The sequence below is a fragment of the Acidiphilium sp. PA genome (assembly GCF_026191915.1).
Taxonomy (GTDB): Bacteria; Pseudomonadota; Alphaproteobacteria; order Acetobacterales; family Acetobacteraceae; genus Acidiphilium.
Genome location: NZ_JAIMBY010000006.1, coordinates 34631 through 48455 on the forward strand (window position 1 = coordinate 34631; position 13825 = coordinate 48455).

13 protein-coding genes are annotated in these 13825 nt (G+C 66.8%); 8 read left to right on the forward strand and 5 right to left on the reverse strand.

Annotated elements, in window-relative coordinates:
- Positions 1–2: 2 nt before the first annotated feature.
- Together AruPA_RS09920 and AruPA_RS09925 are read right to left on the reverse strand one after the other, a co-directional pair.
- Positions 3–1463 carry an efflux transporter outer membrane subunit gene (locus AruPA_RS09920; RefSeq protein ID WP_265636520.1) on the reverse strand — a complete coding sequence of 487 codons (1461 nt, stop codon included), beginning with the start codon at positions 1461–1463 and terminating at the stop codon, positions 3–5.
- A gap of 99 nt (positions 1464–1562) precedes the next feature.
- Positions 1563–2117 (reverse strand): histidine phosphatase family protein, encoded by a 555-nt coding sequence (locus AruPA_RS09925; RefSeq protein WP_265636653.1) that lies wholly within the window; start codon positions 2115–2117, stop codon positions 1563–1565.
- Between the two features lie 116 nt (positions 2118–2233).
- Here AruPA_RS09925 and AruPA_RS09930 point away from each other — a divergent pair, with 116 nt between their 5' ends.
- The 8 genes from AruPA_RS09930 to AruPA_RS09965 all read left to right on the forward strand — a co-directional run bounded on the left by AruPA_RS09930 (position 2234) and on the right by AruPA_RS09965 (position 11391).
- The gene (locus tag AruPA_RS09930; protein WP_265636654.1) at positions 2234–2902 is read left to right on the forward strand and encodes a Tim44/TimA family putative adaptor protein; all 669 of its coding nucleotides are present in this window, start codon (positions 2234–2236) and stop codon (positions 2900–2902) included.
- Positions 2903–2905: 3 nt separating this feature from the next.
- Entirely contained in the window at positions 2906–4132 is a 1227-nt protein-coding gene (locus AruPA_RS09935; RefSeq protein WP_265636521.1) for a murein transglycosylase A, read from the forward strand.
- Positions 4129–4923: a (Fe-S)-binding protein gene (locus tag AruPA_RS09940; RefSeq protein ID WP_265636522.1), complete on the forward strand. Its 795-nt coding sequence runs from the start codon at positions 4129–4131 to the stop codon at positions 4921–4923. The genes AruPA_RS09935 and AruPA_RS09940 overlap by 4 nt, the downstream gene beginning before the upstream one ends.
- Positions 4920–6812 (forward strand): potassium transporter Kup, encoded by a 1893-nt coding sequence (locus tag AruPA_RS09945; protein ID WP_265636523.1) that lies wholly within the window; start codon positions 4920–4922, stop codon positions 6810–6812. The genes AruPA_RS09940 and AruPA_RS09945 overlap by 4 nt, the downstream gene beginning before the upstream one ends.
- Positions 6813–6817: 5 nt before the next feature.
- A complete protein-coding gene (locus tag AruPA_RS09950; protein WP_265636524.1) occupies positions 6818–7309 on the forward strand; it encodes a hypothetical protein in 492 nt (163 codons plus the stop codon).
- Positions 7297–7641 (forward strand): hypothetical protein, encoded by a 345-nt coding sequence (locus tag AruPA_RS09955; protein WP_265636525.1) that lies wholly within the window; start codon positions 7297–7299, stop codon positions 7639–7641. The genes AruPA_RS09950 and AruPA_RS09955 overlap by 13 nt, the downstream gene beginning before the upstream one ends.
- A gap of 18 nt (positions 7642–7659) precedes the next feature.
- Positions 7660–10257, forward strand: coding sequence for a bifunctional acetyl coenzyme A synthetase (ADP forming), alpha domain/GNAT family N-acetyltransferase (locus tag AruPA_RS09960; protein ID WP_265636526.1), 2598 nt, complete (start codon positions 7660–7662; stop codon positions 10255–10257).
- Between the two features lie 252 nt (positions 10258–10509).
- Positions 10510–11391: a DMT family transporter gene (locus AruPA_RS09965; protein WP_265636527.1), complete on the forward strand. Its 882-nt coding sequence runs from the start codon at positions 10510–10512 to the stop codon at positions 11389–11391.
- A gap of 12 nt (positions 11392–11403) precedes the next feature.
- Here AruPA_RS09965 and AruPA_RS09970 read toward each other — a convergent pair whose 3' ends face one another.
- From AruPA_RS09970 to AruPA_RS09980, 3 genes are read right to left on the reverse strand one after another with little or no spacing between them, the layout of a single operon-like run.
- Complete coding sequence (locus AruPA_RS09970) at positions 11404–12033, reverse strand: hypothetical protein (RefSeq protein ID WP_408858593.1); 630 nt, start codon at positions 12031–12033, stop codon at positions 11404–11406.
- On the reverse strand, positions 11999–12886 hold the full coding sequence (locus tag AruPA_RS09975) for a 3-hydroxybutyryl-CoA dehydrogenase (protein WP_265636529.1): 888 nt from the start codon (positions 12884–12886) through the stop codon (positions 11999–12001). The genes AruPA_RS09970 and AruPA_RS09975 overlap by 35 nt, the downstream gene beginning before the upstream one ends.
- Before the next feature lies 1 nt (position 12887).
- Entirely contained in the window at positions 12888–13823 is a 936-nt protein-coding gene (locus AruPA_RS09980) for an FAD-binding protein (protein WP_265636530.1), read from the reverse strand.
- Positions 13824–13825: the final 2 nt, after the last annotated feature.

Below are 13825 nucleotides of genomic sequence, written 5' to 3' on the forward strand. Positions count from 1 at the left end.
GATCATCGAACCTCGTTTGTCGGAATAGCCCAGCCGCCGCCCATCGCCTTGTATAAATTCACCGCCGCATCGAGCCGCGTCAGCCGCGCCTGTTCCAGCGTGTTTTCATCCGACAGCAGGGTTTCCTCGGCGTTCAGCACGGTGCTGACATCGACCACGCCGGCCCGCAACTGCGCCCGCGCGCCGGCGAGTGCTGCCTGCGCGCGCTGCACCGCAATGCGCTGCAGATGTTCCTGATCGGTCGCGTAATGCAGCGCGGTCATCGCGGTCTCGACATCGGTGAACGCCTGCACCACCGCCTGCTCGTATTTCGCGACATCCTCACGATACGTCGCGCGATCGACACCAAGCGTACCCGTGAGCGCACCGCCCTCAAAGATCGGTTGGCTGAGCGATGCCGCGGCCGAGAGCAGCAGCGAGCCCGGGTTGATCAGCGTGTTCAGCGCCGTGCTCTGCCACCCCGCAGACCCGGTCAGGCTGATCGCGGGAAAGAACGCGGCAATCGCGCCGCGCACCGTGGCATTGGCGCCGATCAGCGTCGCCTCCGCCTCCGCGACATCCGGCCGGCGGGTCAGCAATGCCGAGGGCACACCGGGGCGGAGCGGCGGGACGGTAATGTCGTTCAGCGAACCGCCCTGAACGCGCAGAAACTCCGGCGCCTCGCCGGTCAGAATCCCCAGCCCCAGAGCCTGCTGGCGCAGTTCCGAGACCAGGTTGGGGATCGTCGCGCGCTCCGAGGCCACCAGCGCGGCCTGCTGTGCGACGGTCGGTTGATCAACCACGCCGGCATGGAACTCGGCGTTCAGCTGATCGAGCAGACCTTGCGCGGCACTCAGATTCCGGCGCGCGATCGCCAGCTCGTCCTGATAGGCGAGCACCTGGAAATAGGTGGTCGCGACCGCGGCTTCCTCGGTCAGCGCCACCGTGGCGGCGTTGAACTGCGCGGCGGCGGCGTTCGCCTGGGCGGCGCGCAGCGCATCATAATTCTTGCCCCAGAAATCGAGCTGATAGGACGCCTGGAAATTCGCCGAATAATTATGGGTGGTGGAATTCTTGTTCGAACCCAGGCCGCCGAATTGCGAGAACGACGAGCGTGACGACGCCCCGGCCGCACCGGAACCGGCCTGCTGGAAATTACCGCTGCCGGCGCCGGTGATGGTCGGCAGCAACGATGATCCTGATACCTCGATCTGGGCGTTGGCGGCTTCGAGCTGATCGATCGCCTCGACCACCGAGAAATTGTGCTGTTTCGCGGCGGCCACCAGCGTATCGAGTTCAGCCGAGCCGAAAGTCCGCCACCAGCCGGGCTTCGGCCAGGCGGGTTGTGCCGAAGCCGGCGCGACGAACGCGGTCGGCACCGCGGTTTTCGGCGCGTGAAACGCGGGGCCGACGACGCACCCCGCCAGGAGCAGCGGCATCAGGACCGGGCCCAGGCGACGGAACCGCCGGTTTTGCAGGATCATCGGCGGCGGTATCCGTCGGATAAAAAAGCGGGTCGGTAAATCACCATGGCCGACGGGTCATATCGATCAATTGTAACAGCCGCATTGCGCCGGGTCGGCTCAAGGATGCCATACCAGATCGGTCGGTGCCGGGGTGTTCGGGTCATACACCATCCAGGTGCCGTTCATCAGCGAGCGCCCGGTCAGGGCCAGAATGAATGCCCAATGGCTGACCACGATGGTCTCCCGCCAGTCGGGCCGCGTGGCCATTCGTGCGCGGAACTGCGCCGCCCGTTCGATCACCGCGGCCTCGGGTTCGAACCCGGCGGGCCACCACGGGTCAGGCAGATGCGCGAAATCGTGATCCGGAAACCGCGCCCCCAGGGTGCGCGGGCTGGTGCCGATGTCGCAGCTGAACGCGTAGCGCTCGCGGATCAGCGGATCGATCTCGATCGTCAGGGCCCGACTCGCAATGATCGGCGCGGCCGTCTGCAACGTCCTCGTATAGGGCGAGATGATCATGCGGGTCAGGTTCATGTCGCGGAGCGCGGCGGCCGCCGCCTGCGCCTGGGCATGACCCTCCGGGGTGAGCTGCGGGTCCTCGATTCCGGGATCGCGCCGGGTCGCGCTGAAATGCAGGTTGAATTCGCTTTGGCCGTGGCGGAGCAGGATCATCCGGGATCGATACATGGCTGCGCGAGCCTCGGCAAACAGCCCGAAGGTTGCGGCATCGCGCCGCACGGCCTATCACCTCCACCCGGGTTGCATCCCGAACAAGGTGCTTGTCAGCCATGTATAACGGATTTCCGATCGACCTCATTCTGCTCGCCCTGGTGGCGGGCTTCCTGGTGCTGCGCCTGCGCAGCGTGCTGGGCAAACGGACCGGCTATGAACGCCCGCCGCTGCCCGACCAGCAGGCTGTCGGCCTGCGTGGTCCCGCCGCACCGGTGATCGATGGTTTCGCCGAGGCGCCGCGCGCACGGCCGGGCCGGCCGATCCCCTCGCCGCACACCGCCGTCGGTCAGGTGCTCGGCCGCATCGCGCAATCGGATCTCGGGTTCGACCCCGTCAAATTCATCGACTCGGCCGAAGCGTCGTTCCGCCGGATCGTCACCGCCTTCGCCGCCGGCGATCTGACCACGCTGCGCAGCCTGTTGACGCCGACGGTGTATGCCACTTTCGAACACGCGATCACCCAGCGCGCCGAGGCGGGCGAAACCCAGCAGACCGAAATCAAACAGATCGTCGAGGCGAGCATCGACGAGGCCGAGATGCTCGGCGATCACGCCGTCATCGTCGTGCGTTTCGTCTCCGATCAGGAAAACTTCACGCGCGACCGCACAGGGCAGGTGGTCGCCGGGACCGAGGCCGTGACCGAGATCGTCGATCTGTGGAGTTTCGAGCGGAGCGTGAACGGCTCGGACCCGGTCTGGCGCCTCGCCGCGGCGCGCAGCGGCTGAACCATGCCGAGACCAGCGATCGGCTTGACGGCCCGCCTCTTTATCGTGCCCGCAATTCTGTCACTCGGCCTCGCCGGTTGTGCGATCAAGCCGGCCGCGACCACAGGGGGGCCGGGCACCGCATCGCTCAGGCCGGTGGCGTTCAGCGCCCTGCCGGGCTGGGGGCCTGCAACGGCAGCGGCTGGCCTGCCCGCTTTCGTCCGGTCGTGCCGCGCCATCGCGGTGATGCCGGAGGACCAGAGCCTGGGTGGCGATGGCGTGGCTGGATCGCTCGGCGGCAAGGCAGGGTTGTGGCGCGGTGTCTGCGCAGCCGCACGCGCCGTGCCGCCCGATGATGCCGCGGCGGCGCAGAATTTTTTCCAGACCTATTTCGTGCCGTACCAGGTCGCCCACCCCACCCGCATCAGCGGCTATTACGAGCCCGTCTATGCCGGGTCGGAAGTAAAACTGCCCGGCTACGATGTGCCGCTCTATGCCAAGCCGCGCGATCTGGTCGCGGCCAACCTCGCCGGATTTCACGACAGCACCGGCAAGCAGCGCATCGTCGGCCGGCTGCGCTACGGCAAGCTGGTGCCCTATTACAGCCGTGCGCGGATCGAGGCGGGCGCCATCCGCCATCAGGCGCATGTCGTGGCCTGGCTGCGCGACCCGGTGGATGCCTACATGGCAGAGGTGCAGGGCGCGGCACGGCTGCGCCTGCCGGACGGCACGTTGATCGACCTCGGCTTCGACGGCACCAACGGGCGCGCCTACACGCCGATCGGCAAGCTTATGGTCAAACAGGGCGATCTCGCAGCGAACGATGTGTCGATCCAGTCGATCAGCGCCTGGCTGCGCGCGCATCCGGCCCAGGCGCAGGGCGTGATGAACGCAAACCGCAATTATGTATTTTTCAAACGCCTCCATGATGTGCCGGATGGTCTGGGTGCCCCCGGCGCGCTCGGCGTACCGCTGACGCCGGAAGGCTCGATCGCGGTCGATCAGAAAGCGATCCCCCTCGGTGCGCCGGTGTTCGTTGCCACCACGACGCTCGACCGGCTGACCACGGCGCAGGATATCGACGTCGGCGCCAAAGGTGCCACCGCGGCCCAGATATTCTTCGGCATCGGCCGCAACGCTGCCCAAATGGCCGGCAGCACGGATGCGGCGGGCACATTGTTCGTGTTGCTGCCGCGCCCGATTCAGCAATCCAGTCCCACCACCGCGCCCGCGACAGGAGCAACCTCGTGACCCAACCCTCTTCGGCCCGCCCGCGCGTGGCGCTTTTCGTGACCTGCCTTGCCGATCTCTATCGGCCCAGCGTCGGGTTTGCCGCGATCAAGCTGCTCGAAGCCGCCGGCTGCACGGTGGAAGTACCGCGCGCGCAGACCTGCTGCGGCCAGCCCGCCTATAATTCGGGCGATCGTGCGACCGCGCGTGCCCTGGCGGAAGGGCTGCTCACCGCCTTCGCCGGGTATGATTATGTCGTGGCGCCCTCTGGCTCATGCGCAGGCATGCTGCGCAAACACATGCCCGAATTGTTCGATCAGGACCCCGATCTGCGCAGCCGCGCCGAGGCGCTCGCCGCGAAAACCTGGGAACTCACCGGGTTTCTGGTCGATGTCATGGGGTTCGCCGGGCTCGAATCCAGCCTGAATATCCGCGCGACTTACCACGACAGTTGCGCCGGCCTGCGGGAACTCGGCGTCAAGACCCAGCCGCGCGCCCTGCTCGGCAAGATTGCCGGACTCGAGCTGGTCGAAATGAGCGAGCCCGAAATCTGCTGCGGCTTCGGCGGCACGTTCTGCGTCAAATATCCCGACATCTCCGCGCGCATGACCGCCGATAAAACCAACGACATCGCCGCGACCGGGGCCGATCTGCTGCTCGCGGGCGACCTCGGCTGCCTGCTCAACATGGCCGGCAAGCTCTCGCGCGAAGGCAAGCCGATCGCGGTGCGCCATGTCGCCGAGGTGCTGGCCGGCATGACAGGCGATGTCGCACCGATCGGCGCCGCGGCACCCGGCGGGGGGCGCGGTTGAGCGACGTCGCGATCGAACCGTCCACCCCGGCCGAACAGCTCAAATTCGCCGCGGTGATCGGCGCGCTCGGCATCGTGTACGGCGATATCGGAACCTCGCCGCTGTACGCACTGCAGGCCTGCCTCGGTTATGTCACCAAGGGCGGCTTGAAACCCGAGGACGTGCTCGGTTTGCTCAGCCTGATCTTCTGGGCGTTGATCATTACCGTGACGCTCAAATACGTCACCTTCGTGATGCGCGCCGATAACAACGGCGAGGGCGGGATTCTCGCACTGATGGCCCTGGCCCAGCGCGTCGCCCGGACCGATCGGGTCCGTTACGGGCTGATGGTGGTCGGCATCGTCGGTGCTGGGCTGTTTCTCGGCGATGGCGTGATCACGCCGGCGATTTCGGTGCTTTCGGCGGTCGAGGGGCTGAGCGTCGCCTCGCCCGATTTCAGCCGGTTCGTGCTGCCGATCTCGGTTGCCATCATCATCGGCCTGTTCCTGGTGCAGCGCCGGGGCACCGGCGCGGTGGGCAAGCTATTCGGCCCGATCATGGTGATCTGGTTCGTCACGATCGCCGGGTGCGGTCTGTATCGCATCATTCTCAACCCGCATGTCCTGGCAGCGATGATCCCGTTTCAGGGCATCAGGTTCATCGTCCGGCACGATGTGCTGGCGTTCGTGGCGCTTGGCGCGGTCGTTCTCGCGGTCACGGGTGCCGAAGCGCTATATGCGGACATGAGCCATTTCGGCCGCCGGCCAATCCGGGCGACGTGGCGCTTCTTTGTTCTACCCGCGCTGGTGCTGAACTATTTCGGTCAGGGCGCCCTGGTGATCGCGAACCCGCAAGCCGCCGACAACCCGTTCTATCTGCTCGTGCCGCACGCTGTCTTGATCCCGATGGTCATTCTCGCGACCATCGCCACGATCATCGCGAGCCAGGCGGTGATTTCGGGCGCATTCACCCTGGGCAGCCAGTGCGTGCAGCTCGGCCTGCTGCCGCGCATGGAAATCCGCCATACCTCGGTCACCACCGAGGGGCAGGTCTATGTGCCGCAGATGAACGCGGCCCTTGCGGTCGGCGTGCTGATCCTGGTGCTCGGGTTTCGCTCCTCCAACGCGCTCGCCTCGGCCTACGGTATCGCGGTGACCGGCACGTTCCTCTGCACCAATGTCCTGTCCGCTCTCGTGTTTCACCGGCATTTCAACTGGCCGCGGTGGAAGACCGGCCTGGTCTGGGGGTCGTTCTTTGCGGTCGATGCCGCGTTCTTCGGCGCGAATATCCTCAAGATTTTCGAGGGCGGCTGGGTGCCGCTGGTAATCGGGCTGAGCATCGTCACGCTGATGACCACGTGGCGGCGTGGCCGCAGCCTGCTGTTCGCCCGCTGGCAGCAGGACAGCCTGCCGCTCGCCTCGTTCCTGGGGCGGCTGCCGCAATCGCGCATCGTCCGCGTGCCGGGTATCGCGGTATTCCTCACGGGCAGTCCGGAATACACGCCCGCCTCGCTGCTGCATAACCTCAAGCACAACAAAGTGCTGCATGAGACGGTGTTTTTCGTCACCGTCCGCAATCTCGATGTTCCGACCGCGAGCGGCGCGGACCGGGTGCATTGCGAGGAGCTGGCGACCGGCATCTATCGGGTCGGCATCGGCTACGGTTTCATGGATGTGCCGAACCTGCCGGGCTCGCTCGATCTGCTGCGCGAGCAGGGTCTGCCGTTCAACCCCATGCAGACCAGCTATTTCCTCGGCCGTGAAACCGTGGTGCCGGCAACCGTGCCGAAACTGGGCTTCGTACGCCGCGCCCTGTTCCTGTTCATGCTGCGCAACGCGATCTCGGCCACCGAATTTTTCCAGATCCCGTCCGACCGGGTCGTGGAACTCGGCGTGCGCGTCGCCATTTGATAATCATGTCAGGGCCGATCCAGCGTGAAATCGCCGCCGACGGCACGGAGTTGCATCTGGTGCCGATTGCGCCCGCCCGTCTGCCGCGCGTCGCCAAGCGCGACCTCGAGCAGGCATGGGATGCCGCACACGATGCCGCCCGCGCCGGCTACGACGGCCCGACCCGCGGCTTTCGCTTCGCCGGCGGCCCGGATGTCGTGCTGCGCGACCGCGATGCCCGGGCCTGGGCGTCATCGGTCGATCGCATCGCCGATCTGTCGACGCCGCATGGTGTTTCGGTCTGCCTGCGCCTGCTCGGTCTGGTCGCGCTGATCGGCGATGCCGCCTGGCTGGCCCCGTTCATCCAGATCAGGCGCGGCGCCGCCGCGATCGACGGCGCGCTGCTCCAGGCCGCCGCGCTCACCCGCTTGACCGACACCGGCGGTCTCGATGAAACTGAACTCCGCGCCATGCTGATCACGCGCCCTGCCGAGGACAATGCCCCATGCTCCGCCTGACCCTGATGCTCACGGCGATCGCGCTGCCGCTCGCTTCATGCAGCTTCGGCGCGCCGCCGCCGCAATCCGCCGCCGACAAGGCCGATCTGGCAGCATGCACGCAGCAGGCGAGGCAGATCGATACCGCGCGTCACTACGCCTATCTCTCGCGCACCGACCAGTTCGCGACCCCCTTCATCGGCTCGCCCAACCCCGCCTACATCACCAACAAGCTTGCCGAACAGCACGATCAGATCGACCGGATCAACAATTGCGTCAGCAATGCCAACCAGGCCTACGCCGGCACCGGCGGCGCTTTGCCGGCGCCGGTCATCGTCGGGCCCGCCCAGTAGGGCGCAGGGCCGCGGGCGATGAGCCTCGTCGGCTATAAGCGCGTCAATAAATTCAACCCCGACGTTCTGTTCCACCCTGCGACCATTCTGGTCTCCGGCGCCGCACATCCGCTGGGAGCCCGCCTGCTGGCCGAGCTGGCACCCGCCTACACCGGCCGCATCGTCACCTCGCTCGACGATGCCGCCATGATCGATCTCGCGCTGATCGCCGACCCGGCGGATAAGGTGCCCGCGGTCATCGCCAGCCTGTCGGGGCGCCTTGCCGGTGCCGCCATCGTCTACGCCGAGGTCGAGGGGCTGCGCGCCATGGCGCTCGCCGCCAAAATCCGTGTGATCGGGCCGCGCTCCTTCGGCCTCGCGGTTCCCGGCGCCGGGTTGAACGCGCTGCTCACGCATCTGCCGGTGCCGCCCGGCCGGGTCGCCCTGCTCGGCCAATCCCCCGCCCTGGCGCGCGCCGTGATCGACTGGGCGGAACCCAACGGCATCGGCTTCTCGCATATCGTGGGCATCGGCGGCAACGCCGATATCGGCTTCGGCCGCGTGCTCGATCATCTGGCCCGCGACCCCGGTACCGGCCCGATCCTGCTGGAAATCGCCGGCCTGCGCGATCCACGGCTGTTCCTCTCGGCCGCCCGCGCCGCATCCCGCCTGCGCCCGATCGTCGCCCTCGCGCCGGGCGCGCGCCTCGCGGACCCGAGCTTCACCGCCTTCGCCGGGTTCGAGGCCGCGCTGGCCCGCGCCGGTGTGCTGCTGACCACCACGCTCGGCGCCTTCCTCGCCGCCGCCGAAACCCTCACCCGCGCCCGGCCCGCCCGCACCGACCGGCTCGCAATCCTCGGCAACAGCCGCGGCGCCTGCCGCCTTGCCGCCGATGCCGCGCTGGCCTCCGGCATCGGGCTTGCCGCATTATCGCCGGAAACCCGTCGCGTGCTCGGCCTGATGCTGGGCGCCGAACCGCCCGCCGATGCCCCGATCGCGCTGCCTGATACGCCGGGGACCAGGCTCGCCGATCTCGCCGCCATGCTCGCCGCCGCGCCCGAGGTCGGCGGCGTCCTGGTCATCCACGCCCCCGCCGGAGCGGACGACGATGCCGCCATCGCCGGGCTGATCGCCTGCGCCGCCAGCATCAAGGCGCCGCTGCTCGTCACCGTGCTCGGTCAGACCACCGGTGGTGCGCGCCGCCGCCGCCTCGCCGGCCACGGCGTCGCGGTATTCGCGACCCCCGAAGAAGCGGTCGGCGGCTTCCGCGACCTGCTGCGCCATCGCGACATCCGCGCCGCCGCCCGCGAATTGCCGCCCTCCGCCGTGCTCGATGTCGCGCCGGACCGCGCGACCGTGCAAGCCGCCATCGCCCAGGCCCGCGCCACAGGCCGCGCGATGTTGACCCAGGAGGAAGCCTTCGGCGTACTGCGCGCCTACGGCATCGACATCGTAGCCTCCCACCTTGCCGCCACGCCGGACGATGTCGCCCAGGCCGCCACCGACATCGGCTTTCCGGTTGTCGTCAAACTGTCCCATCCCGGTCTCGCCCGGCAACGCCCGCTCGGCAGCGTCGCACTCGACCTGCCGGACGCGCCATCCGCCGCCGCCGCCGCCCGGGTGATCGCCGCACGCCTGCGCCAGCGCGGCGCATTCCCACCCGATGCCCGCTTCATGGTGCAACACCAGATCGACCGCGCCCGCCCCCTGCGGATCTTGGTCGGCGAACATCTGTTCGTCGGCCCGACCATCAGCTTTGGTGTCGGCGGCGGCGAAGGCACGGCAGCGCCCGCGGTCGATCTGCCGCCGCTCAACCTCGCGCTGGCACAGGCCCTGATCGAACGCGCCGGCGGGACCGATCTGCTCCGCCTCGCGCGCGGGCTCGATGAGGCCGATCGCGCCGCCGTCGCCGGCACGCTGGTGCGGGTCAGCCAGTTGATCATCGATTGGCCGGAATTCAGCGCGATCGAGATCGATCCGCTGTTTGCGAGCGAACACGGCATCGCAGTGGCCAACGCGCGCCTGACCCTGCGCGCACCGGGCGAACGCCGCCCGCACCTCGCCATTGCCCCCTATCCCGCCGAACTCGCGCAAACGGTCGACCTCCGCGGCCAGCACTTCACCATCCGCCCGATCCGCCCGGAAGATGCCGCCGCCCACCAGCGCCTGTTCAGCCGGCTGAACCCGGAAGACGTGCGCTTTCGCTTCTTCTCGGCGGTCCGTGCGCTGACCGCCGAACAGATCGTGCGGATGACCGAAGTCGACTACGGCCGCGAAATGGCGCTCATCGCGGTCGATCAGGCGAGCGGCGAAACCCGCGGCGTCGCCCGCCTGGTGCGCTCGGATACCGATGGCAACGAAGGCGAATTCGCCGTACTGGTCGAAACCGCCGCCAAAGGCCTCGGCCTCGGCTCGGCCCTGATGCGCCACCTCATCGCCTGGGCCCGCGCCGAAGGCATGCAAACGATCGTAGGCCAAATCCTCGCGGATAATCATCCGATGCTCGCCTTCATCCGCCACCTCGGCTTCACCCTGCACCACACAAAAGGCGAAGACGACGTCGTCGAAGCACGTCTGACGCTGGGGTGCGTGCCTGGAGAAAGTAAGGCCAGGGGCTCTGCCCCTGGACCCCGTTAAAGGCGGAGCCTTTAAAATCCATTAGTTTTAGGCAAGGGGAGGGCGACCCAGGCCAGATCGACTGAACCACCGAGGCAGCGCCCTCCCCTTGCCTAAAACTAGCGGGTTCTAAGGGCTAAGCCCTTAGTGGGGGTCGAGGGGGCAAAGCCCCCCGCCTTGCTTCCTCCAGCCACCTACCCCAGCGTCAGACGTGATCAGGGTTGCGTTCGGTTGGGCTTGCTCTGTTTGCGGGGGTCGCGTTGATGGGCTGCCATGAGTGAGGTCAGTGAGAGCGGGGTGAAGCCCTTGCGTTTGCCGTCGCCGGTTCTGGTGCTGGTGTTCATGACGATGTTGTGGGGTGGCACGTTTCTGGTCACGCGCACGTCGCTGCATTTCATTGGTCCGTTTGCGTTTGTCGGCTGGCGGTTTGGTGTGGCGGCGGTGGTGGTTGCGTTGGTGGTTCGGCCGCATCCGGCCAGTTTCCAGCGGCGTGAGCTGGTGGGCGGCATTGCGGTCGGGGTCGTGTTGTATTTCGGCTACGGGTTGCAGGCGGTCGGGCTGAAGACGGTGGCGAGCGGCGAGTCGGCGTTTCTGACCGCGCTGTATGTGCCGATGGTGCCGGTGCTCGAGTTTGTGTTGTTCCGCCGCCGGCCATCGGGGGTGGCGCTGGTTGGTGTGATCATGGCGTTCATCGGGCTGGTGCTGGTCTCGGGCATTACGCCTGGCCGGCTCGATCTGGGCACCGGCCAGTGGCTGACGGTGATTGCGGCGTTATCGGCGGCGCTCGAGATCGTGCTGATCAGCCGCAGTTCGAAGCGAACCGATCCGCGGCGCCTGGCGCTGGTGCAGTTGATGACGGTGAGCGTGCTCGCGCTGGGAACGGCGGGGGTCCGTGGCGGACCGATGATCAGCCTGCGCTGGTTTCCGGTTCTGGCGGTGCTGGGCATGGGGCTGATCACCGCGTTCATCATGGTGGCGCAGAACTGGGCGCAGCGCAGCGTGCCGGCGAATCGGGCGACGTTGATCTACGCGCTGGAGCCGGTCTGGGCCGGGTTGATCGGGGCGGCGTTCGGCGAGATGTTCAGTGTGGGGCAGGTGCTTGGCGGTGCCATGATCATCGGCAGCGTTGTGTTGAGCCAGTGGCGCGCCGGATGATGCGGTGTGCGCTTATCGCGCTTCCATCCGTCGATAGATCGCAAGGCGAAACCAGCCGAATATGATCAACAGGATGCCGGGGCTGATCGTGTTGAGAATGAACAATTGATGCAGCGCGGCCGGACCGTAGCGATGCAGCGGCGCCGGCGCGTGGCCGAGCATGACATACCATACCACGAGGGGCAGGGCGGTCAGCCCGGTCATCAGCCAGCGTTCGTTGTGGCGAAACGTCATGGATGACAGCGCCGCGCAGGGAACCAGGAACAGCTCCGAACCGGACGCGACGCCGAGGATCCAGGTGGTGAAGATTGCATTGGCGATGCCGAACAGCGGCATTGCGATGCGGGCCGCGCGCGCATTGCGGCGCGACAAGGCCGGGATCAGCAGGAACACCGGCGTGAAGGTGATCGTCAGCAGGCTGGTCGGCAGGCTCTGCCATCCCGCGCACCACAGAACATAGAGCGGCCAGAACGGCAGGTGGGTGCCGACAATCATGGCGACCCAGTTGTTGACCTCGACGAGCGGATCGGCATGCTGGGTATAGGCATGAAACGCCGCGGAAAGTCGGCGGTACCAGGACGCGATGCTGATGATGCGAAGGGGTTCCCTATCGCGTCGGCACGGGCGGGTTGGTCGCGTAATCGTAAAATCCCCGCCCGGTTTTCCGGCCCAGCCAGCCGGCGGCGACGTAGTTCACCAGCAGCGGGCAGGGGCGATATTTGTCTTCGCCAAGGCCTTCGTGCAGCACGCGCATCACGTCGAGCACGATGTCGAGCCCGACGAAATCGGCGAGCGTGAGCGGGCCCATCGGGTGTGCCGCGCCGAGTTTCATGCCGTTGTCGATCGAGGTGATCGTGCCGATGCCTTCATGCAGCGCGAAGATCGCTTCGTTGATCATCGGCACCAGGATGCGGTTGACGATGAAGCCGGAGAAATCGGCGGCGACGATGGTGGTCTTGCCCATCCGTTTCGCCAGGTCTTCGACGGCGGCGAGGGTTGCGGGCGCGGTCGCGATGCCGCTGATGATCTCGACGAGTTTCATCATCGGCACCGGGTTGAAGAAATGCATGCCCACGAACCGCTCGGCGATGCCGCTCGCCGTGCCCAACCGCGTGATCGAGATCGACGAGGTGTTGGACGCGAGAATGGCGTGGGGCGCCAGATGCGGAATGATCTGTGCATAGACCGCGCGCTTGATATCCTCGCGTTCCGGCACCGCCTCGATCACGATGTCGCAGGCAGCGAAGGCATCATGCGTGGTCGAGCGGGCGACGCGCGCTAACGCGGCATCGCGCGCGGCGGCATCGATCGTATTTTTCTCAACCTGCCGTGCCATGTTTTTCTCCATGGTGGCAAGGCTTTTATCGAGCACGCCCTGGGCTGTATCCACTAACACGATCTCGAAACCGGACAGGGCCGCGACATGCGCGATGCCGTTGCCCATGGCCCCGGCGCCGAGCACGCCGACCCGCTGTATCGCGCCGGGCGCGGTCATGTCAGCCGAGTTCCTTTTCAAGCTCGGGCAATATGGCGAACAGATCGCCCACCAGGCCGTAATCGGCCACCTGGAAAATCGGCGCGTCCTCATCCTTGTTGATCGCGACGATCACCTTCGAATCCTTCATGCCCGCCAGATGCTGGATGGCACCCGAAATACCGACCGCCATATAGAGATCCGGTGCGACGATCTTGCCGGTCTGGCCGACCTGATAATCGTTCGGCACGAACCCGGCATCGACCGCCGCGCGCGATGCGCCGACGGCGGCGTGCAATTTATCCGCGACGGGGTCGAGCAGCTTGGTGAAATTATCGCCGTTCTGCATGCCACGCCCGCCCGAGATCACGATTTTCGCCGCCGTCAGTTCGGGGCGTTCGCTTTTCGAGAGTTCGGCGCTGATGAATTTCGAGATCGTGTTGGTCACGGCCGCGTCGATCGGCTCGATCGCGCCGGTGCCGCCGGTTGCGGCCACCGGGTCGAAACTCGCGGCGCGCACGGTGATCAGTTTTTTCGCATCCGACGATTTCACCGTCGCCATCGCATTGCCGGCATAGATCGGGCGAACGAAGGTATCGGCATCGATCACTTCGGCGATGTCGCTGATCGGCTGCACATCGAGCAGCGCGGCCGCGCGCGGCATCACGTTCTTGCCGATCGCGGTGGAGGCCGCGAGAACATGGCTGTAATCGCCGGCGAGCTTGACGATCAGATCGGCCAGTGGTTCGGCCAGCGCATGGGCAAAGGCCGGCCCATCGGCGACCAGCACCTTCGCAACCCCGGCGATCGCGGCGGCGGCCTTGGCCGCGTCGCCAACGCCTTCGCCGGCGATCAAGGCATGCACCGTGCCGAGCTTCAGCGCCGCCGCCACCGCGCTGCGCGCCGGCTGCTTGATGCCGTGCTCGTCATGATCGAGCAGAACCAGAACATTTGCCATGG